Annotated in this window: 23 protein-coding genes and 1 riboswitch; of the genes, 15 read left to right on the forward strand and 8 right to left on the reverse strand. The window is 68.9% G+C overall.

What is annotated here, in order from left to right:
• Positions 1 to 4 precede the first annotated feature (4 nt).
• Positions 5 to 718, reverse strand: coding sequence for a TetR/AcrR family transcriptional regulator (locus G6N58_RS14640; protein WP_276016765.1), 714 nt, complete (start codon positions 716 to 718; stop codon positions 5 to 7).
• 123 nt (positions 719 to 841) lie between these two features.
• Between G6N58_RS14640 and G6N58_RS14645 the strand changes: the two genes are divergently transcribed.
• From G6N58_RS14645 to deoC, 6 genes are all read left to right on the forward strand, one after another.
• Positions 842 to 2,158 (forward strand): DUF445 domain-containing protein, encoded by a 1,317-nt coding sequence (locus G6N58_RS14645; protein WP_068919584.1) that lies wholly within the window; start codon positions 842 to 844, stop codon positions 2,156 to 2,158.
• 102 nt (positions 2,159 to 2,260) lie between these two features.
• On the forward strand, positions 2,261 to 2,686 hold the full coding sequence (locus G6N58_RS14650) for a helix-turn-helix domain-containing protein (RefSeq protein ID WP_068915378.1): 426 nt from the start codon (positions 2,261 to 2,263) through the stop codon (positions 2,684 to 2,686).
• Between the two features lie 63 nt (positions 2,687 to 2,749).
• Positions 2,750 to 3,406 carry a heparin-binding hemagglutinin gene (locus G6N58_RS14655; RefSeq protein ID WP_068915379.1) on the forward strand — a complete coding sequence of 219 codons (657 nt, stop codon included), beginning with the start codon at positions 2,750 to 2,752 and terminating at the stop codon, positions 3,404 to 3,406.
• 45 nt (positions 3,407 to 3,451) lie between these two features.
• Positions 3,452 to 3,733 (forward strand): DUF2516 family protein, encoded by a 282-nt coding sequence (locus G6N58_RS14660; RefSeq protein ID WP_172545070.1) that lies wholly within the window; start codon positions 3,452 to 3,454, stop codon positions 3,731 to 3,733.
• A 4-nt stretch (positions 3,734 to 3,737) separates the two neighbouring features.
• Positions 3,738 to 4,136: a DUF2599 domain-containing protein gene (locus tag G6N58_RS14665; RefSeq protein ID WP_068915381.1), complete on the forward strand. Its 399-nt coding sequence runs from the start codon at positions 3,738 to 3,740 to the stop codon at positions 4,134 to 4,136.
• Positions 4,136 to 4,795: a deoxyribose-phosphate aldolase gene (gene deoC, locus G6N58_RS14670; RefSeq protein ID WP_115278218.1), complete on the forward strand. Its 660-nt coding sequence runs from the start codon at positions 4,136 to 4,138 to the stop codon at positions 4,793 to 4,795. Before G6N58_RS14665 ends, deoC begins: the two co-directional genes overlap by 1 nt.
• A gap of 4 nt (positions 4,796 to 4,799) precedes the next feature.
• Here the strand turns inward: deoC and G6N58_RS14675 are convergent, their stop codons facing one another.
• Both G6N58_RS14675 and G6N58_RS14680 read right to left on the reverse strand, forming a co-directional pair.
• The gene (locus G6N58_RS14675; protein ID WP_172544971.1) at positions 4,800 to 5,798 is read right to left on the reverse strand and encodes an LmeA family phospholipid-binding protein; all 999 of its coding nucleotides are present in this window, start codon (positions 5,796 to 5,798) and stop codon (positions 4,800 to 4,802) included.
• Positions 5,795 to 6,610, reverse strand: a complete 816-nt coding sequence (locus G6N58_RS14680) for a carbon-nitrogen hydrolase family protein (protein ID WP_115278216.1) — start codon at positions 6,608 to 6,610, stop codon at positions 5,795 to 5,797. Before G6N58_RS14680 ends, G6N58_RS14675 begins: the two co-directional genes overlap by 4 nt.
• Before the next feature lie 187 nt (positions 6,611 to 6,797).
• Positions 6,798 to 6,903: riboswitch (guanidine-I (ykkC/yxkD leader) on the forward strand.
• A gap of 24 nt (positions 6,904 to 6,927) precedes the next feature.
• Between G6N58_RS14680 and G6N58_RS14685 the strand changes: the two genes are divergently transcribed.
• Positions 6,928 to 8,430, forward strand: coding sequence for a high affinity choline transporter 1 (locus tag G6N58_RS14685; RefSeq protein WP_115278215.1), 1,503 nt, complete (start codon positions 6,928 to 6,930; stop codon positions 8,428 to 8,430).
• Here G6N58_RS14685 and G6N58_RS14690 read toward each other — a convergent pair.
• From G6N58_RS14690 to G6N58_RS14700, 3 genes are read right to left on the reverse strand one after another with little or no spacing between them, the layout of a single operon-like run.
• Positions 8,427 to 9,206, reverse strand: coding sequence for a class I SAM-dependent methyltransferase (locus tag G6N58_RS14690; protein ID WP_163908173.1), 780 nt, complete (start codon positions 9,204 to 9,206; stop codon positions 8,427 to 8,429). The two genes, G6N58_RS14685 and G6N58_RS14690, sit on opposite strands and share 4 nt — an antisense overlap.
• A 9-nt stretch (positions 9,207 to 9,215) precedes the next feature.
• A complete protein-coding gene (locus tag G6N58_RS14695) occupies positions 9,216 to 9,731 on the reverse strand; it encodes a DUF2505 domain-containing protein (RefSeq protein ID WP_115278213.1) in 516 nt (171 codons plus the stop codon).
• Complete coding sequence (locus G6N58_RS14700) at positions 9,728 to 10,228, reverse strand: DUF2505 domain-containing protein (protein ID WP_115278212.1); 501 nt, start codon at positions 10,226 to 10,228, stop codon at positions 9,728 to 9,730. Before G6N58_RS14700 ends, G6N58_RS14695 begins: the two co-directional genes overlap by 4 nt.
• A 26-nt stretch (positions 10,229 to 10,254) precedes the next feature.
• On the opposite strand from G6N58_RS14700, the gene G6N58_RS14705 reads away from it, so the two are divergent.
• Positions 10,255 to 11,304, forward strand: a complete 1,050-nt coding sequence (locus G6N58_RS14705) for a UDP-N-acetylmuramate dehydrogenase (protein ID WP_115278211.1) — start codon at positions 10,255 to 10,257, stop codon at positions 11,302 to 11,304.
• 53 nt (positions 11,305 to 11,357) lie between these two features.
• Positions 11,358 to 12,620, forward strand: coding sequence for a L,D-transpeptidase (locus tag G6N58_RS14710; RefSeq protein WP_115281505.1), 1,263 nt, complete (start codon positions 11,358 to 11,360; stop codon positions 12,618 to 12,620).
• 2 nt (positions 12,621 to 12,622) lie between these two features.
• Here the strand turns inward: G6N58_RS14710 and G6N58_RS14715 are convergent, their stop codons facing one another.
• The gene (locus G6N58_RS14715) at positions 12,623 to 13,390 is read right to left on the reverse strand and encodes an SDR family NAD(P)-dependent oxidoreductase (RefSeq protein WP_115278210.1); all 768 of its coding nucleotides are present in this window, start codon (positions 13,388 to 13,390) and stop codon (positions 12,623 to 12,625) included.
• A 177-nt stretch (positions 13,391 to 13,567) separates the two neighbouring features.
• On the opposite strand from G6N58_RS14715, the gene G6N58_RS14720 reads away from it, so the two are divergent.
• The 6 genes from G6N58_RS14720 to regX all read left to right on the forward strand — a co-directional run bounded on the left by G6N58_RS14720 (position 13,568) and on the right by regX (position 19,495).
• Complete coding sequence (locus G6N58_RS14720; RefSeq protein WP_115278209.1) at positions 13,568 to 14,845, forward strand: ROK family transcriptional regulator; 1,278 nt, start codon at positions 13,568 to 13,570, stop codon at positions 14,843 to 14,845.
• Positions 14,842 to 16,170 (forward strand): D-inositol-3-phosphate glycosyltransferase, encoded by a 1,329-nt coding sequence (gene mshA, locus G6N58_RS14725; RefSeq protein WP_115278208.1) that lies wholly within the window; start codon positions 14,842 to 14,844, stop codon positions 16,168 to 16,170. The genes G6N58_RS14720 and mshA overlap by 4 nt, the downstream gene beginning before the upstream one ends.
• Positions 16,167 to 16,667, forward strand: a complete 501-nt coding sequence (locus G6N58_RS14730; protein WP_068915392.1) for a type III secretion system chaperone family protein — start codon at positions 16,167 to 16,169, stop codon at positions 16,665 to 16,667. The genes mshA and G6N58_RS14730 overlap by 4 nt, the downstream gene beginning before the upstream one ends.
• A gap of 28 nt (positions 16,668 to 16,695) precedes the next feature.
• Positions 16,696 to 17,442, forward strand: a complete 747-nt coding sequence (locus G6N58_RS14735) for a phosphoglyceromutase (protein ID WP_115278207.1) — start codon at positions 16,696 to 16,698, stop codon at positions 17,440 to 17,442.
• A gap of 138 nt (positions 17,443 to 17,580) precedes the next feature.
• Complete coding sequence (locus G6N58_RS14740; RefSeq protein ID WP_115278206.1) at positions 17,581 to 18,759, forward strand: sensor histidine kinase; 1,179 nt, start codon at positions 17,581 to 17,583, stop codon at positions 18,757 to 18,759.
• Between the two features lie 49 nt (positions 18,760 to 18,808).
• Complete coding sequence (gene regX, locus G6N58_RS14745; RefSeq protein ID WP_083736314.1) at positions 18,809 to 19,495, forward strand: two-component sensory transduction protein RegX; 687 nt, start codon at positions 18,809 to 18,811, stop codon at positions 19,493 to 19,495.
• Between the two features lie 51 nt (positions 19,496 to 19,546).
• Here regX and G6N58_RS14750 read toward each other — a convergent pair whose 3' ends face one another.
• A complete protein-coding gene (locus tag G6N58_RS14750; protein WP_115278205.1) occupies positions 19,547 to 20,341 on the reverse strand; it encodes a DUF3109 family protein in 795 nt (264 codons plus the stop codon).
• Between the last annotated feature and the right edge of the window lie 48 nt (positions 20,342 to 20,389).

Here is a 20,389-nt window from a genome sequence, read left to right on the forward strand (position 1 = left end):
CGCGTCAGCCTAACGACGGCGGCAGCTCCGGTGGCGGATGCGGCTGACTGTTGAACCGGGCCAGCGATCCGCCGCTTTCCACGATGCCCTGCAGTGCGCTCCACGAGAGCATCGTCAGGTAGTCGATCAGCTCGTCGGAACTCATCCGGCGGTGCGACATCCAGGAGTGGGTGGCCAGCTGGACGCCGCCGACGATCATGTAGGCCCACGGCTCCACACCCTTGGTGTCCATCCCGGCTCGCTGCATGCGGCGGCGGAACATCACGGCGAGCATGCCGGCGATGATCCGTTCGCTGTCGGCGATCACCTTGCTTTTGCTGGCCGAGCTGTTCGCGAAGACAAACGGGTAGATTTCGGGCTCGGCGGCCACGGTGTCGACGTACACCCGGATGATTTCGCGGGTGAGGTCGTAACCATCCAGATGGGTGGACAGCGCGGCCGCCATGTTGGGGATCAGGGTGGTCTGCACAAAGCGCATCATGACCGCGGTGGTGAGGTCGTTCTTGTCCACGAAATACCGGTAGAGAACGGTCTTGGAGACACCGATTTCCGCAGCTATCTCGTCCATGCTGATGTCGCGGCCCTGCCGGCGGATGGCGCCGAGGGTGCCGTCGACGAGTTCGTTGCGCCGATCCACCTTGTGCTGGTGCCAGCGCCGTTTGCGGCCGTCGACCTTGACTGGTTCGGCCTGGGGCTGTTGTGCCACGTGTCCGCTCATCCGTTCTGTCTTTCGGACCCGATGATAATGCGCACCAGCCCGGTCGGCCGGATCTGGTTGACGGAGGCCGTCACAGTAACTGGCTTGTGCCGGAGCGGAGCCGCCACCGGGTCATGACGGATGATGGACGGTGTGGTCGTGAGAAACCCGCCCGAGCGCGCGTCGCTGGCCGAGTCCTTTGCCGGCGCCGATTCGGCCGCCGATGCGCAGCGCCGCTCCGCCCTGCGGCGGATGAAGCTGGTGGCCCTGGGCTTCCTGGTGGCGGCCACGGTGATCTTCCTGGTCTGCACGTGGGCGCAGTCCCAGGGTGCCGCGCCCTGGGTCGGCTACGTGCGCGCCGCGGCCGAGGCGGGCATGGTGGGCGCGCTTGCGGACTGGTTCGCCGTCACGGCGCTGTTCAAGCACCCGCTGGGCATCCCGATCCCGCACACCGCCATCATCCGGCGCAAGAAGGATCAGCTCGGCGAGGGGCTGGGCACGTTCGTACGGGAGAACTTCCTCTCTGCCGACGTGGTGGAGACCAAGATCCGCGACGCGGAGATCGCCGGCCGGCTGGGCAAGTGGCTGGCCCACCCGGCGAACGCGACCCGGGTGGCCGGCGAGTCGGCCACCGTGTTGCGGGTGGGGGTGGAGCTGCTGCGTGACGAGGACGTCCAGCAGGTCATCGACAAGATGATCGTGCGCCGGATCGCCGAACCGCAGTGGGGCCCGCCGGTGGGGCGGGTGCTGGCCAGTCTGCTGGCCGAGAACCGTCAGGAGGCCCTGATCCAGCTGTTGTGCGACCGGGCCTTCGAGTGGTCGTTGAACGCCGGCGAGACCATCGAGCGGGTGGTCATCCGGGATTCGCCCAGTTGGTCTCCCAAGTTCGTCGACCAGTTGCTCGGCGACCGCATCCACCGCGAGCTGATGGACTTCACCGACAAGGTGCGCCGCGACCCCGACCACGAACTGCGCCGCTCGGCCAACCGTTTCCTGTTCGAGTTCGCCGAGGACCTGCAGAACGACGCCGCCACCATCGCCAAGGCCGAGTCGGTCAAGGAACGCCTGATGGCCCGCGACGAGGTGGCGGGCGCCGCGGAGACCGCGTGGCGCACGCTCAAGCGTCTGGTGCTCGAGGGGGTTGATGACCCGTCGTCGACCTTGCGCACCAAGATCACCGAATCGGTGCAGCGCCTGGGCGAATCCCTGTGCAGCGACGCTGATCTGCGCGACAAGGTGGACAACTGGATCGTGCGCGGCGCGCAGCATCTGGTGGCGCAGTACGGCGTGGAGATCACCGCCATCATCACCGAGACCATCGAACGCTGGGACGCCGACGAGGCCAGCCGGCGCATCGAGCTGCACGTGGGGCGCGATCTTCAATTCATCCGTATCAACGGCACCGTGGTGGGGGCACTCGCGGGCCTGGTGATCTACTCAGTGGCGCAGATCATATTCTGACCAGCGCTAGCTAGTGCTTGCAAAAGCTAGCAGCGGTGGGTACCGTGGTTTTTGTCAGTTTCAGACGAACCGCAGATTCCCGCACGTGTCGGAGGAAGACCCATGACGCAGGACGAAAATCTTGCCACCGTGGTGACTCACGCCGCGTCCGACATCGGCAGCTTCATCCGGGCGCAGCGCGAGGCGGCGCAGGTATCTGTGCGGCAGCTGGCCGAGAAGGCCGGGGTGAGTAACCCATACCTCAGTCAGATCGAGCGTGGGCTGCGCAAGCCATCTGCCGAAGTGCTGAATCAGATCGCCAAGGCACTGCGAGTGTCTGCCGAGGTGCTCTACGTGCAGGCCGGGATCCTCGAACCCGGTGAGCCGAACGCGGTCCGCGACGCCATCGTCACGGACATGGCGATCACGGAACGTCAGAAGCAGGTGCTGCTCGACATCTACGCCTCGTTCATCCAGCAGAACGAGGCCGCGGTCGAGGAATCCGTCCGGCCTCTGGAGGCTGCCCGGGAGGAGTCCACCACTGACTGACTGCGCTGCGACCGAGAAGTGCTGAATCACACAAGCTTTGACCAACATCGAAAGGAGCCAACCATGGCTGAGAACCCGACTGTCGAAGATCTGAAGGCCCCCCTGCTCGCTGCCGTCGGCGCCGCCGATTTGGCGCTGGCCACCGTCAACGAGATCGTCGCGACCCTGCGCGAGCGTGCCGACGAGGCCCGGGCCGACGCCTCGGCCCGCGCCGAAGAGCGTCGCGCGGCACTGACCACGGCCGTCGACGAGACCAGGGACCGGCTGACCAAGCTGCAGGACGACCTGCCCAAGCAGTTCGGCGAACTGCAAGAGAAGTTGAGCGCCGATGAACTGCGCAAGGTGGCCGAGGGGTACGCCGAGCAGGCGCAGACCACCTACACCCGGCTGATCGAGCGCGGCGAGGCCGCCATCGAGCGGCTGCGTTCGCAGCCGGCGCTGGAAGAGGCCGCCGAGCGTGCCGAGGGCTACGTTGATCAGGCCGTCGAGCTGACCCAGGATGCGCTGGGCACCGTCGCCACCCAGACCCGCGCGGTCGGCGAGCGCGCCGCCAAGCTGGTGGGCGTCGAACTGCCCAAGAAGGCCGAGGAGGCCGCCGCACCGGTGAAGAAGGCCGCCGCCAAGGCCCCGGCCAAGAAGGCCCCCGCCAAGAAGGCCGCCCCGGCCAAGAAGGCGCCTGCCAAGAAGGCCGCGCCGGCCAAGAAGGTCACCCAGAAGTAAGCAACTCGACGCGCGGTACGAGACCCGCCTACCCTTGACGCTGTGATGCTTCAAGGTGTGGCGGGTCTCGTCCTGTATGCGGTGCATGTCGGTGTGCTGATCGCGACGTTGTACGCGCTGGTGCACGCCGCCCTGCAACGCCCAGATGCCTATCCGGCCGTCGACAAACTGACCAAGCCGGTGTGGCTGATCATCCTGGGCGTCGCACTGCTGCTGGCCGTGGTGATGGGCCCTGGGTTCGGCTCGGCCATCGCCGCCTGCGCCGCGGGGGTCTACCTGGTAGATGTACGGCCCAAACTGCTTGAGATCCAAGGAAAGTCGCGCTAGCTCGATGTCACGTTCCGTCGCTGCCGTGGCAGCTTGCGCTCTCGTGTCCGCCACCGTGCTCCTGGCCCCGCCCGCGCAGGCCAGCCCGTATGTCTCCCATGTGGAATGGGCCAAGTGGGGTGACCTGTCCAGCCTGCGGGTGTATCCGACCACGGTCGGACGCTCCGGCTCGGGGATCGGGCACCGCACCGTGGGCGAGGCGGCCTGGGCCGAGGTGCTCGCCTTGTCGCCCGACGCCGACCTGCCCGGAATGCGTGATCAGTTTCTGTGTCACTGGGCCTTCGCCGAACTCCTGGAGCCCGGCAAGGTCAGCTGGAATCTGGAGCCCTGGCGTCCGGAGGTCAGTGAGGCCGAGCTGTATGAGGCCAACTGCAATCCCGGCGGCAGCGAGGAGCCGTTCTGATGGGCTGGACCCGAGAACAGGTGTCCGCGCTGATCGACCACACGCTGCTCAAGCCGGAAGCCGGCCCCGCGGACGTGGCGGCTCTGGTGGCCGAGGGGCACGCGCTGGGTGTCTACGCGGTCTGCGTGTCACCGTCGCTGGTGTCCACCGCAGTGGGTCCACTGCCGGTGGCCACCGTCGCCGGATTCCCGTCCGGTAAACACGCCTCCGAGATCAAAGCCGCCGAGGCCAGGCTCGCCGTACGCGACGGCGCCGCCGAAGTGGACATGGTGATCGACGTCGGGGCCGCGCTGGCTGGTGACACTGCCGCCGTGCAGGCCGACATCGCAGAGGTTCGCGCCGCCATCCCCGATGCAGTGCTCAAGGTGATCGTCGAGTCTGCGGTGCTGCTCAGCCTCGCCGACGCCGACACCCTGGCCGCGGTCTGCCGGGCCGCAGAGGCGGCCGGTGCGGATTTTGTGAAGACATCAACGGGCTTCCACCCGGCCGGCGGCGCGTCCGTGCCCGCCGTCTCGGTCATGGCCGACACCGTGGGAGGCCGCCTCGGCATCAAGGCCAGCGGCGGCATCCGTACGGCGGCCGCCGCGGTGGCCCTGCTGGACGCCGGGGCCACCCGGCTGGGGTTGTCGGCCTCACGCGACGTGCTCGACGGGCTCTGACTCTCTACAGCCCGGACAGGCAGGGATCCTGGCCGCCGCCGGGAATGCTCGATTCCGACACGGTGAACTGACTGGTCACGCCAGAATCGGTGACCTGCACGTCCTGCAGGTTGATCGCCACCGGGTAGTTCTTGGTGAGCTCACCGGTGAAGACGTCCAGCGCCGGCTGCACGGTCTCGCGGGGCAGGGTGAACCCGAGACCGCTGACCTGCAGCACCTCCAGCGCCAGCCCGCCGTTGACGCTGGTGGGTTTGGCCGTGATGCTGCCGAGGGCGCCCTCGAGGGTGATGGTGCCGTCGTTCGTGTTGGTGGTGACGTCGGAGACGATGCCGCCGAAGAGCGGGATGAGACCCTGCACCGTCTGCTTGATGCCCTCGGCACTCCAGGTGACGTTGCCGACCATCGAGCCGATGGTGCCGCCGGAGTTGCCGCTGTCCTCCAGCCGGACGTCCTTGATGTCCAGGGTCACCTTCATCCCCTTGGCGTCGCGAACCTGGTTGCCCGCGGTCTCGATGGAGATGTTGGTGTAGTGGCCGGTCATGTGCTGCCACAAGAACGGCGGCATGACGCCGAACGACGCGGTGGCCTGGTCTTTGACGATGCAGGCGATCGCGCTGCTCACCACGTCGTCGGCGCGCTTGCGGGCGTAGAGCTCACCGCCGACCAGACCGGCCGCGGCCAAGGCCACCACGATGACGAGCACCAGCACCAGCGACAGCGGGTCCTTAAGCCAGCCCAGGATGCCGCGGTCGTCGTCGTGGTCGTCAGGCGGTGGCGGAGTCTGGCCGGTCGGCCCGCCCGTCTGGGGGTACCACTGCGCCGACGCCTGCGTGGGGTCGTCCATCGGGCCCTGCGGACCGGGCCGCTGGGTTGGGATGTACTGCGTGTTCGGCTCCTGCGGAGCCTGACGCGGGATGCGCTCGGTGGGTGGGGTGTGCGGCGGGCCCTGCGGGGGGCGGCCCCACGGCGACTGGTCGCCGGGGCCCTGTGGCGGATTCGTCACTGTCGGGATTCTGCCTTACTCAGCTGTGCGACCTCGGATCGGTTTCGCAGAACGGCCAGCGCGTCGCGGGCCTTGTCCACGGTGGCGGTGTCGATGTCGCAGGTCAGCAGCTGTGGATCGGCGCCCGCGGTGACCACCGGTTCACCGTACGGTGACACCGCCACGCTGCCGCCCACGCCGGTGGGTCCGGTGGCGGCAACCGCGTCACCCGGATAGGCCTGATCCACCGCGGCGATGTAGCCGGCGGTGTCCAGCGCCCGGGCGCGGGCCAGCAGGGTCCACTGCTCCAGCTTGCCCGGCCCGGCCCCCCAGGACGCGCTGACGGTGATCAGGGCGGCGCCGCGTTGGGCGAGGGTGACGTAGAGCTCGGGGAAGCGGATGTCGTAACAGGTCGTCAGCCCGACGGTCACGCCGTCGACGGTGATGGTCACCGGTTCCCGGCCGGGCGCCACGGTTCGGGACTCCTCGAAGCCGAAGGCGTCGTAGAGGTGAATCTTGTCGTAGTGGGCGTCGGCCGTGGGGCCTGCGGCCACCAGGGTGTTCGTCACCCGCCCGTCCGGTGTCGGGCAGAACATCCCGGCCACGACGGTGAGACCGGCCTGCCCGGCGATCCGGCGCACGCCGTCGGCCCATGGCCCGTCGACCGGCTGGGCCACTGGACCCAGGGGAACCCCGAATCGGCACATGGTGGCCTCGGGGAACACCACCAGCGCTGCGCCGGCCTCGGCGGCGCGGCGGGTGTACTGCTCGACGAGCGCCAGGTTGGCGGCCGGATCGGTGCCCGAGGCGATCTGGGCGAGGGCGATACGCATGCAGCCCAGGGTAGGCGGCGGGACTCGGGCGGGTGTGGGACGAGGCCGGGGGCAGGAGCCGCCCTCCCGGAAAAGCAGTCGGCGGGCAGCTGGCAGCAGGCTGCCAGGACACTGAAACACGGGATTTACACCCGGTGCCTATTGCCGTAACGAGACAGCTATTACCTGTCAACTGACTCATATTGCTATGAGGCGCGCCTAGGGTTCCGCTGCAGTCGCAGGTCTGGTCCGAGAGGTGCAGGCGACCGGCAACGGTGCTGGTCGCTCCACGGCGGGACAAAAGCCCGGGAGACTCCATCGCGTACGGGAGGCTCCACGTGATTCTTCTCGGTGTTGCTCTGAGCATCGCTGTTGTCGTCGCCATCGGTTTCTATGTGTCCAAGCGGGTCGGAGGCGACAGCTCAAACTTCCTGGTGGGCGGCCGGATGATGCCCTACTGGCTGGTGGGCGGGGCTCTGATGGGCTCGGCCGTGGACACTAACGCCACCCTGGGCAACACCGACCTGGCCTACGGGTTCGGCTTCTGGGCCGGTGCCTCACTGCCGCTGGGTCTGGCCCTCTGTCTGCTGCTCACCGGCATCTTCTTCGCCAAGCCGATGAACCGGATGGGGCTGATGTCCTTCCCCGACTACTACCGGTTGCGGTTCGGCCGCCCGGTGGAGATCGGCGCCTCCCTGCTGCTGATCGTCGCGTTCTGCATGCTGGTGGCGGGCAACCTGGTGGCCGGCGGGCTGTTGTTCAACTACTTCCTCGGCATGCCCTACTGGCTGGGCGCCGTGCTGATCGCCGCCATCGCCGTGGCCTACACCGGCACCGGCGGCCTGATCGCCGACGCCTACACCGCGATCATCCAGATGGCGCTCATCCTGGTCGGCGCCATCGGCCTGTTGGTGTGGATGGCCAACACCCACGGCCTCGGCAGCCCCGAGGGCATGGGCCCGTTGGCGCTCGGCCAGCTCTCGGATCCGGCGCAGGGCGCGGTGATCAACTGGGCCACCCTGATCGCACTGGGTATCGGTGACATCGTGGCCATCGACTTCATGCAGCGGGTGTTCGCGGCCAAGTCGCCGGAAGCCGCTCAGAAAGCCTGCTTCTCGGCGGCGGCGGGCACCGCCCTGATCGGCATCCCGTTCGGCATCGCCATCCTGTCGGCGGCGTCCTTCCTGCCGGCCGAACTCGACGGGCCGGTGCTGTTCGTGCTGCTGGACCAGTACGCTCCGCCGGCGCTGGCGGTGCTGGTGCTGTGCGGTCTGGTGGGCGCGTCGATGAGCACCGCCAACGGCGCCATCCTGGCGATCTCCAACGTCTGCGTCCGCAACCTCGGCGGCGTGCGGCGCACCCAGATCACCGGTAAGCACGACCCCCTGCTGCGGGCCTGCCGGGTCGCGATGGCGCCGATGACGGTGTTGTCGATCCTGATCGCGGTGTACGTCCAGCAGACAGGGATCCTGCTCACGCTGGCGTTCGACCTGATGCTGGCCTGCCTGGTGGTGCCCTTCATTCTGGGCCTGGTGTGGCGCCGCGGCACCGTGGTCGCGGCGATGGCCGCCATGGCGGTGGGCCTGGTGGTGCGCATCGTGCTGTTCGCCCTGACACCGACGATGTACGGGGTGGAGAACACCATCTTCTACGTGCCCAACAACCTGGTGTCGGCGTCCTTCGACGGGTGGCCGACGTTCATCGCATTTGCCGCGGCCATCGTCACCTACGTCGCGGTCTCGCTGTCCACGCCGCCGGCCACCCTGCGCGGCCTGGACATCAGCGTGGCCGACGATGTGGACGACGCGCTGGCCTCGGCTCCGGTGAAGGCAGCGATCTAACCGGGGGCCACCACACTCCACGGCACCGTCAGCACGGCGTCGCGCAAGCGGCGCCGCTGCGGCTCCACCGGAAAACCGCTGTCGCGCAACGCTGTCAGCATGGCCCGCCACCGCACCCGCGGCCCGAACACCCCGTGACCGGCCGCCGCGGCCCACGCCTGGTCCGCCGCGGCCAGCAGGGTGTGGATGGGCTGGCCCGCAATGTTGTGGTGGATCAGCACTTTCGGTAACCGCTCAGCCAGATCGGACGGGCGTTCGATGTGGTGGGGATCGCAGGCCAGCGTCAGGCTCACCGGTGCCTGTGCGTCCAGCAGCACCCAGCAACACCGTCGGCCGAGCTCGTCGCAGGTGCCGTCGACGATCAGCCCGCCGGGCGCCAGACCGGCCTGCATAATCGCCCAGGCACCCGCCACCTCCTCCACGGGGTACTGCCGCAGCACGTTGAACGCGCGCACGAGAACCGGTCGCAGACCGGCCAATTCGAACCCGCCGACCCGGAATTCCACATCGGTGCCGTGCCGACGGGCCACCTGTACCCGCTCCGGGTCGATCTCCAGACCGACCACCCGCACATCGGGTCGCACCGCGGGCAGCCGCGCCGCCAGTTCCAGCGTGGTCACCGGCAACGCGCCGTAGCCGAGATCCACCACCAGCGGATCGGCCGCCGATTCCAGCGCCGTGCGCACCGCGGGGGAGTGAACCATCCAGCGATCGCAGCGGCGCAGCCGGTTGCGGCCGGTGGTGCCGCGGGTGATGGCGCCGAGCGGCCGGTGCATCTGCACTGTCTAGCGCTTCCCGGCCGCCCAGTCGGCCATGAACGCGCCCTCGGAGTCGTAAAGGCCGGTGATGTTCGACAGGATCAGCTGCTCAAGGGTGCCGCCGACCAGCGGGATGGACACCTTGCAGACACTGGCCAGCCGCAGCCGGCTGCCGGCGGACGTCGGCTCCAGGAAGTACGTGCCGCCGAAATGCCCCAGCCCGGCGGGGATGGCGGCCGAATAGGTGCCTTCGGCACGGTCGCGGGCCTCGTCGAACGGGTCGAAGTGCTGCTCACGGGTGACCACCATGTCGACCGGCATCACCGCCCGCGCCACCGGGGGCAGGTTGCTGCGCGGCATCACCTGGCGGAACACGATGTCGGTGCCGGTCTCGCCGGTGCGGAAGTCGGTCAGATCGGAGATCTGCTTCTGCCATCGGTAGGCCACCATCAGCGCTTCCCAGAACTCGCGGTCGGTGAACACGGCGTAGACCTCCCGGGCCGGGGCGTCGAAGTCCACCGCATACTCCGAGCGCCGGGTCATGAGCCGGCGAGCCAGGCCGTGGTGAAGCGCTGCTCCTCGATCAGCAGATTGCTCAGCTGACCTCCGATCACGGTCTCCAGCTTGCCGCCCACCAGCGGGATGCGTACCTCGACCGTGGCGCGCAGATCCATCCGGGACCGGTCACCGCGGGCCGACAGCGCACTCGTACCGCGCATGGTGGCCGGGGCTCCCACGATGGCGCAGTCCACCGTGCCGGTTGCCGTGCCGTCCGCCACCGGGTGCCAGGTCTCACGCCGCTGGATGCGCATGTCGCCGGTGAGGAACTGGGTGGCCACCGCGGGCAGGAACTCCCTGGGCAGCACCAGGGTGGTGGCGACGCTGACGGCGCCGTCGGTGGTCGACAGAGAATCCAGGGACGATTCGCCGACTCCCACCTCGGCCAGGCGGGCCAGCCAGAACTGTTCGTCGCCGAACGCCTGACGCACCTGCTCCACGGTTCCTTCGTAGTCGACGGACATGTCGAATGAACGCGGCATAGCCCGTGAGGCTACCGTTACCGCCCGTGACCGGTTCGCTCTACGGCGGCGCGGCAGTGGCCCACGATGTGCCCCTGGCGCCCTTGACCACGCTGCGCGTGGGGCCGGTGGCACGTCGGCTGATCACCTGTACCACCGCCGATCAGATCGTGGCGACGCTGAGCGCGCTGGACGGCGAACCGCACCTGATCCTGGCCGGCGGGTCGAACCTGCTGATCGACGACGAGATTGCCGACCTGACCGTCGTCCAGGTCGCCAGCCCACGAATCTCCCTGCACGGCAACTTGATCCGCGCGGAGGCGGGCGCAGTCTGGGATGACGTGGTGGTCACGGCCATCGCCGCCGGGCTGGGCGGGCTGGAATGCCTGTCCGGCATCCCCGGGTCGGCCGGTGCCACCCCGGTGCAGAACGTCGGGGCCTACGGCGCCGAGGTGTCCGACACCCTGACCCGTGTCCAGCTGTTCGAGGCCGGCGCGACGCGCTGGGCTGATGCGGCCGAACTCGGCTTCGGATACCGCACCAGCATCCTGAAACGGCCCGGACCGGTGCCGGTGGTCCTGGAGGTGGAGTTCGCCCTCGACCCCAGCGGGCTCAGTGCGCCGCTGCGGTACGGCGAACTGAGCCGCACCGTGGGCGTCGAACCCGGCGAGCGCGCCGAGCCCGCCCGCGTGCGCGAGGCGGTGCTCGCGCTGCGCCGCGGCAAGGGCATGGTGCTCGACGACGCCGACCCCGACACCTGGAGCGCCGGCTCGTTCTTCACCAACCCGGTGGTGACGGCGCAGGAGTTCGACCAGCTGCAGGCCTCGGTGGACGGGCCGGTCCCGCACTACCCGGCCGGGGACGCCGTCAAGCTGGCCGCCGGTTGGCTGGTGGAGCAGGCCGGTTTCGCCAAGGGTTATCCCGGCACGGAGGCGCCGGCCAGGCTGTCCACCAAGCACGCTCTGGCGCTGACCAACCGCGGGCAGGCGCGCAGCGCAGACCTCGTCGACCTGGCCCGCCGGGTGCGCGACGGGGTGTGGCAGCGCTTCGGGATCCGTCTGGAACCCGAGCCGGTGCTCGTCGGTTGTGTGATCTGAGCGCGGGATTTCCCTGGCGTCGCAGGGCGTCGGTACCGTGGGTCCACGTGGAGATGAATCGTCGTCGCGCCCTCGGCGCGCTGGCCCTCGGTGTTGCCGCACCCGGTGTCCTGGCGGCGTGCGCGCAAGCGGCGAACAAGATCGAGGCCGCGGTGGAGAGCCCGCCACCGGCCCCCACGCTGGCGTACTCACCCGCAGTGGCCAGCGCCGACGTCACCCCGACGGCGCCGGTCAGCGTGAAGGTCACCGACGGTTGGTTCCAGAAGGTCGCGCTCACCAACCCCGACGGCAAGGTGGTCGCCGGCAATCTGAACCGGGATCGCACCGAGTTCACCACCGCCGAACCGCTGGGCTACGGCGTGCAATACACCTGGAGCGGCTCGGCGGTCGGCCAGGACGGCAAGGCCGTCCCGCTGGCGGGCAACTTCACCACGGTGGCCCCGGCGGTCACCGTCAGCGGTCAGTTCCAGCTGGCCGACGGCCAGACCGTCGGAGTGGCGGCGCCGATCATCCTGCAGTTCGACGCGGCCATCGCCGAGGAGGACCGCGCCGAGGTGGAGAAGGCACTGAAGGTCACCACCACGCCCGAAGTCGAGGGCAGCTGGGCCTGGCTGCCCGACGAGGTGGGTGGCTCGCGGGTGCACTGGCGCACCAAGGAGTACTACCCGACGGGCACCGTGGTGCACGTCGACGCCGATCTGTATGGGGTGCCGTTCGGCCAGAACGCCTACGGGGCGGCCGATTCCACGCTCGATTTCGCCATCGGACGGTTCCAGTTGGTCAAGGCCGAGGCCTCCAGTCACCGCATCCAGGTGCTCACCGACGCCGGCGTCATCATGGACTTCCCCTGCAGCTACGGCGAGGGCGACCTGGACCGCAACGTCACCCGCAGCGGCATCCATGTGGTCACCGAGAAGTACGAGGATTTCTACATGACCAACCCGGCCGCCGGTTACGCCAACGTGCGGGAGCGGTTCGCGGTGCGGATCTCCAACAACGGCGAGTTCATTCACGCCAATCCGGCCAGCTCGGGCGCCCAGGGCAACTCCAACGTCACCAACGGCTGTATCAACCTCTCGCTCACCGATGCCGAGCAGTACTTCAACACCGCGATGTACGGCGACCCGGTGGAGGTCACGGGCACCCGCATCCCGCTGTCCTACGCCGACGGCGACATCTGGGACTGGGCGGTGCCGTGGGAGGAGTGGAAGTCGATGTCGGCCGTCAGCTCGGAGGCCTCGGCGCTGAATCTGCCGAGCACCGCCCCGGCGACACCGACCGATGCGCCGGTGCCCACCGCAGCGCCCGGCGGCTGACCTCAGACCTTGCGGTTGAACCGCCCGTTGGGCGCCTGGTCGCGTGGCCGGATCACGATGGTGTCGAGGTTGACGTGCGACGGCCGGGCCGCGACGAAGCCGATGACCTCGGCGACGTCGTGGGCCACCAGCGGCGTGATGCCCGCATATACCTTGTCGGCGCGCTCCTGATCGCCGCCGAAGCGCACCAGCGAGAACTCCGTTTCCACCGCACCCGGGGCGATCTCGGTGAGCCGCACCGGCTTTCCGAGCAGCTCGCCGCGCAGCGTGCGGTGCAGCGCGCCCTGGGCGTGCTTGGCGCCGGTGTAACCCCCGCCGCCGTCATAGGTCTCGGACGCCGCAATCGAGGTGACCGTGACGATCAGGCCGTCACCGGAGTCGATCAGCTTGGGTAGCAGGGCGCGGGTCACGCGCAGGGTGCCCAACACGTTGGTCTCCCACATCCAGCGCCAGTGCTCGACGTCGGCGTCGGCCACCGGGGCCAGTCCCTTGGCGCCGCCGGCGTTGTTCACCAGCACCGACACCGGCCCGGGTACTGCGGCCGCCAAGGCCTCCACCGACTCGCCGTCTGTGACGTCCGCCACAACCGCGGTTCCGTCGATCTCGGCGGCCAGCGCCTCTATCCGGTCCCTCCGACGGGCCACCACGACCACATGAAAGCCCTGGGCAGCAAGGGTTTTCGCGGTTGCCTCACCGATTCCAGAGCTGGCGCCGGTCACCACGGCGATGCGGCGGTCGGCGCTGGCGGGGGAGGCAGTTGGGCTCGTCATGGGTCCAACTCTAGTAACCGTGCTACGTTCTCCTCTGTGTCGAGGGGTCTTCAGAGCGCGCTGACCGGGATGTGTTGTTGTCCCGGTTCCTGCTGCGCCTGAGCACCCCCGGGAGGTTCCCGAGTCGCACGGCGTGGCCCACCAGCCCCCGCTTCGACTCCCCTGAGGACCTCTCCCATGACTGCATCACTGTCCCGCACCTCGCGTCCGGCAACGCATCCCCTGCGGACCCGCCACGCCATCGTCGCGCCGGCGCTGCGGATCGGTGATGCCGCCGCGGCCGCGGTCTTCAACGCCGCCCGCCTGCGCGGCCCCATCGCGCGTGATGTCATCGCCCAGGTCACCAAACTGTCCATTGCCACGGTGAACCGCCAGGTCACCGCCCTGCTGGACGCCGGCCTACTCCGCGAACGCGCCGACCTCGCCGCCTCCGGGGCCATCGGCCGGCCCCGGGTACCCGTCGAGGTTCATCACGAGCCCTACCTGACCCTCGGCGTGCACATCGGCGCCACCACCACCAGCATCGTCGCCGCCGACCTCTTCGGCCGCACCCTCGACGTGGTAGAGATGCCGACCCCGCGGGTGCCCCAGGAGCAGGCGCTGGCCGCGCTGGCCGGCAGCGCGCGGCGCTATCTGTCGCGCTGGCACCGACGGCGCCCGTTGTGGGTGGGCGTGGCCATCGGCGGCATCGTCGACGGCAATACCGGCCACGTCGATCACCAACGGCTGGGCTGGGAGCAGGCCCCGGTGGGTCCGGTCTTGGCCGAGGCGCTGGGCCTGCCGGTCTCGGTGGCCGCGCATGTCGATGCGATGGCCGGGGCCGAACTGCTGCTCGGCGTGCGCCGGTTCGCCAACCCGCAGGCCACCAGTCTCTACGTCTACGCCCGCGAGACCGTGGGCTACGCGCTGGTGATCGGGGGCCGGGTGCACAGCCCCACCACCGGGCCCGGCACCATCGCCAACCTGCCCGCGCACTCTGAATTGCTCGGCGGCTCAGGCCAACTCGAGTCCACCGTCAGTGACGAGGCGGTGCTCTCGTCCGCGCGCAGGCTCGGGATCGTCGGGGAGAACGCCACTGTGGCCTCGGTGCTGCGCGCCGCCCGCGACGGCAACGCGGCCGCGCGGGAACTGCTCAACGAGCGGGCCCGGGTGCTCGGCGAGGCGGTGGCGCTGCTGCGCGATCTGCTCAACCCCGACGAACTGGTGGTCGGCGGCCAGGCCTTCACCGAATACCCAGAGGCCATGGCCGAGGTGGAAGCGGCGTACGTCGCGCGCAGTGTGCTGCCGTCCCGGGACCTCCGCGTGAGCGCCTTCGGCAACCGGGTCCAGGAGGCGGGCGCAGGCATCGTCTCCCTCGGCGGGCTCTACGCCGACCCGCTGGCGGCCATCCGGCGGTCCGCGACCAGCGCGCGTGTGCTCGCCCAGTCGGACGCCGCGGTAGCGCACCCCGCCTGAACTCGACCCCGGGCCCGGGGTGCCATGATGGGGGCGTGCGCGTCGCCGTGTTGTCCGTCCACACCTCGCCGCTGGCCCAGCCGGGTACCGGTGACGCCGGTGGGATGAACGTCTACGTCATGCAGAGTGCGCTGCATCTGGCCCGGCGCGGCGTCGACGTCGAGATCTTCACCAGGGCCACGTCCTCGGCCGACGAACCGGTGGTGCAGGTGGCGCCCGGGGTGCTGGTGCGCAACGTGGTGGCGGGGCCGTTCGAGGGCCTGGACAAGAACGACCTGCCCACGCAGCTGTGCGCGTTCACCGCCGGGGTGCTGCGCGCGGAGGCCACGCATGAAGCCGGGTACTACGACATCGTGCACAGCCACTATTGGCTCTCGGGCCAGGTGGGCTGGCTGGCCCGCGACCGCTGGGCGGTGCCGCTGGTGCACACCGCCCACACCCTGGCCGCGGTGAAGAACGCGGCGCTGGCCGACGGCGACTGCCCGGAGCCGCCGCTGCGCTCCGTGGGTGAACAACAGGTGGTCGACGAGGCCGACCGGTTGATCGCCAACACCGAAGATGAAGCCCAGCAACTGATGTCGCTGCACCGGGCCGATCCGTCCCGCATCGACATCGTGCACCCGGGCGTTGACCTGACGACGTTTCGCCCAGGATCCAAGGCGGCGGCGCGGGCGGCGTTGGGGCTGGATCCGGCTGCGCCGACGGTCGCGTTCATCGGCCGCATCCAGCCACTGAAGGCACCCGACGTGCTACTGCGCGCCGTCGCCCTGCGCCCGGGCCTGCACGCCGTGGTGGCGGGTGGACCGTCGGGCAGCGGGCTGGCTGCTCCGGACGGATTGGTTGCACTGGCTGCCGAACTGGGTATCTCCGACCGCGTGACGTTCCTGCCGCCGCAGTCGCGCGACCAACTGGTCCAGGTGTACCGCGCCGCCGACCTGGTGGCCGTGCCCAGCCACTCCGAGTCATTCGGGCTGGTGGCCATCGAGGCCCAGGCCTGCGGCACCCCGGTGGTGGCCGCCGCCGTCGGCGGGCTCCCAGTGGCGGTACGCGACGGCCAGACCGGCGCGCTGGTGTCCGGTCACGACCCGCAGCGGTGGGCCGACACCCTGGGGGCGATGCTCGACAGCGACCTGGACGCCACGGGCCGCGCCGCCGCCGCCCACGCCTCGAATTTCTCCTGGGACCGCACCGTCGACGACCTGCTGACGGCCTACCACCGCGCCATCACCGACTACAGCCGCACGCATCGCCGCCCGCCCGCCTGGGAGCTCGCCACCCGGCGCGGCGCTCGGCGGTGGTCGCGCCGACGGGGCGTGCGGGCATGAACGAGTCCGTCACCGCGCTCATCGAAGCCGCGCTGCAGGAACGTGAACTGGTCTACACCCGGCACAAGGGTGCCCACGGCGGGCTGCCGGGCCTGGTGGTGGAACTGCCCGGCGACCGCAAGCTCAAGACCAACACCATCCTCAGCATCGGTGAGCACTCGGTGCGGGTCGAGGCCTTCGTCTGCCGCAAGCCCGACGAGAACTTCGAGGGTGTGTATCGCTACCTGCTCAAGCGCAACCGCCGGTTGTACGGGGTGGCCTACACCCTGGACAACATGGGCGACATCTACCTCGTGGGCCGGATGGCGCTGGAGTCGGTGACCGCCGACGAGATCGACCGGGTGCTCGGCCAGGTGCTCGAAGCGGTCGATCAAGACTTCAACACGTTGCTGGAGTTGGGTTTTCGCACCTCCATCCAGAAGGAGTGGGAGTGGCGCGTCGCCCGTGGTGAGTCGCTGAAGAACCTTCAGGCCTTCGAGCACCTCATCGACGACTGAACCCGTGCCGTCGTGAGACACTGGCGCCATGGCTGAATCGACCTTGGTGCTGCTCCGTCACGGCGAGAGCGAATGGAATGCTCTGAATCTGTTCACCGGTTGGGTGGACGTCGATCTCACCGACAAGGGTCGCCAGGAAGCCGTCCGGTGCGGGGAACTGCTGGTCGCCGAGGGCGTGCTGCCCGACGTGCTCTACACCTCGCTGCTGCGCCGGGCCATCACCACGGCGAACCTGGCGCTGGACGCCGCCGACCGGCACTGGATCCCGGTGCACCGCGACTGGCGGCTCAACGAGCGCCACTACGGTGCGCTGCAGGGTCTGGACAAGGCCGAGACCAAGGAAAAGTACGGCGACGAGCAGTTCATGACCTGGCGCCGCAGTTATGACACCCCGCCGCCGCCCATCGAGAAGGGCAGCAAGTTCAGCCAGGACGCCGACCCCCGCTACGCAGACGTGGACGGTGGCCCGCTGACCGAGTGCCTGGCCGACGTGGTGGCCCGCTTCGTGCCGTACTTCGAGGAGACCATTGCCGCCGACCTGCGGGCCGGCAAGACGGTGCTGATCGCCGCGCACGGCAACTCGCTGCGCGCCCTGGTGAAGTATCTGGACGGCATCTCCGACGACGACATCGTGGGCCTGAACATCCCCACCGGTATCCCGCTGCGCTACGACCTCGACGAGAACCTCAAGCCGATCGTCGCCGGGGGTATCTATCTCGATCCCGAAGCCGCCGCCGCGGGTGCGGCTGCGGTGGCCAACCAGGGCGCCCGGTAGCTCGTCGGGCAAGCACCGGGCAAACACCGGTTGAACGCAGGTGAACGCAAATGAAACACCTGGACGTGACCGTGTGACTTGTCCCGTTTTGGCCTCTCGCTGCTGGGATGGCGTTCACTCGATGCGTACGATTTTCGCGTGAGTGTGCTGTCGGCGTTCATCGTCGCCGGGGTCTGCGCCCTGGTAGCGCTGACGGCAGGTATCGCCATCGGGGCGGCCTTGCTGCCCCGCATTGCCGAGCGGCGACGCCGCGCCGCCGCGCTGACCCACGGCATCACCGTCTCGGAGATGCTGCAACGGCTGGTGACGCTGGCTCCGGTCGGGATCGTGGTGGTCGACATCCACCGCGACGTGGTGTTCATGAACGACCAGGCGGTGGCTCTCGGGGTGGTGCGGGACCGGCTGCTCGACGACCGCGCCTGGCTTGCCGCCGAGCGCACGCTGTCCACCGGTGAGCCCAGCGTCATCGACCTGTCCCCGCGCAAACCGGGCCCGTCCGGTCGCTCTGGGGTCTCGGTGCGCGGTCAGGTTCGACTGCTGGCCGAGGAGGACTCCCGGTTCGCGGTGCTCTACGTCGACGACCAGTCCGAGCATGCCCGCATGGAGGCGACCCGGCGCGACTTCGTGGCCAATGTCAGCCACGAGCTCAAGACTCCGGTGGGGGCCATGGGGGTGCTCGCCGAGGCGCTGCTGTCGTCCCCGGAAGACCCTGAGCTGGTCCGCCGGTTCGGTGGCAAGGTCCTCGCGGAATCCAACCGGCTGGCCAACATGGTGGGCGAGTTGATCGAGCTGTCCCGCCTCCAAGGTGCCGAGCGGCTGCCCGATCTGGAGCCGGTGGATGTGGACACGGTTGTCTCCGAGGCGCTTTCACGCTACAAAGTGGCCGCCGACAACGCCGACATCGAGATCACCACCGATGCGCCGACGGGTCTGCGGGTGCTGGGCAACCAACCCCTGCTCGTGACCGCATTGGCCAATCTGATCTCCAATGCCATCGCCTACTCTCCGCACGGGTCCACCGTCTCGGTCAGCCGCCGCCGGCGCGGAGACAACGTCGAGATCGCCGTCACCGACCGCGGTTTCGGCATCGCCCGCGCCGACCAGGAGCGGGTGTTCGAACGATTCTTCCGGGTCGACAAGGCGCGGTCCCGTGAAACCGGTGGCACCGGGCTGGGGTTGGCGATCGTCAAGCACGTGGCGGCCAACCACAACGGGTCCATTCGGGTGTGGAGCCAACCGGGCACCGGGTCGACCTTCACCTTGTCGATCCCGATGTTCACCGGGCAGACAGAACTCGACACCGACGGAGAGGAATGAGGACGTCGATGACCACTGAGCTCGCTGGAACGAGAGGTACCGCTGCACGATGACCAATGTCCTGATCGTGGAAGACGAAGAGTCGTTGGCCGACCCGCTGGCCTTCCTGCTGCGCAAGGAGGGATTCGAGGCGACGGTGGTGGGCGACGGACCTTCCGCGCTGGCCGAATTCGACCGCACCGGAGCCGATATCGTGCTGCTGGACCTGATGCTGCCGGGGATGTCCGGCACCGACGTGTGCAAGCAGCTGCGGGCCCGCTCCAGCGTGCCGGTGATCATGGTCACCGCACGCGACAGCGAGATCGACAAGGTGGTGGGGCTGGAGCTGGGTGCCGACGATTACGTCACCAAGCCGTACTCGGCGCGGGAGCTGATCGCCCGGATCCGCGCGGTGCTGCGCCGCGGCGGTGACACCGACGATCTGGGACTCGCCGACGGTGTGCTCGAGGCCGGCCCGGTGCGCATGGATGTCGAACGGCATGTGGTCAGCGTCAACGGGACCCAGATCACGTTGCCGCTCAAGGAGTTCGACCTCCTGGAGTACCTGATGCGCAACAGTGGGCGGGTGCTGACCCGCGGCCAGTTGATCGACCGGGTGTGGGGCGCGGACTACGTGGGCGACACCAAGACCCTCGACGTGCACGTCAAGCGGCTGCGCAGCAAGATCGAAGCCGACCCGGCCAACCCGGTGCATCTGGTGACGGTGCGGGGGCTGGGCTACAAGCTGGAGGGCTAGCTTTTCTGCGGCAGGGCGGTGAATCCAGGCGGTCCAGCCCTGCCGCAGAAATCAGTGGTGTGACTCGGCGGCCCTGGTCGCCGGGTGCACAGCTATCAGCCCCAAACCGCTGCGCCGCTTGCACATTGCGGCCAGCTCGGCATAGGCCTTCTCACCCAGCAGCTCGGTGAGTTCGGGGGCATACGACAGGTACACCTGCTTGGCGCCCACGTGGGCATTCGGATCGCCGGTGCAGTACCAGTGCAGGTCCTCGCCGCCGGAACCCCAACCACGCCGGTCGTATTCGGTGATCGTGGTCTTGAGGATGTCCACCCCGTCGGGGCGGGTCACCCAGTCCTGGGTGCGGCGGATCGGCAGCTGCCAGCACACCTCGGGCTTCATGGTCAGCGGTTCCACGCCGAGCTTGAGCGCCTTGCTGTGCAGGGCGCACCCGATGCCCCCCGGGAAGCCGGGGCGGTTGAGGAAGATGCAGGCGCCCTTGTACTTCCGGGTCCGCAGATTCGGCTTGTCGTCGTACTCGTCCATCTCGAGATAGCCCTTGCGGCCCAGGCCCTTGTCGCGGAACTGCCAGTCCTCGTCGGTCAGCTTCTGCACGGCGTCATCGAGCATCGCGCGGTCGTCGTCGTCGGACAGAAAGGCGCCGTGTGAACAGCAGCCGTCATCGGGTCGGCCCGCCACGGTGCCCTGGCACGCCGGCGTGCCGAACACACACGTCCAGCGGGACAGCAGCCACGTCATGTCCGCCACGATCAGATGTTCGGCGTTGTCGGGATCGGCGAATTCGACCCACTCCCGGGGGAAGTCCAGATCCACTTCACCGGGATGGTCGGGGTGCCATGCTGTCACGACAGCAACGGTAGACGAATTGCCGCGGTGCGTCCGTACATGACATCC

It is taken from the genome of Mycolicibacterium tokaiense (genome assembly GCF_010725885.1).
GTDB lineage: Bacteria > Actinomycetota > Actinomycetes > Mycobacteriales > Mycobacteriaceae > Mycobacterium > Mycobacterium tokaiense.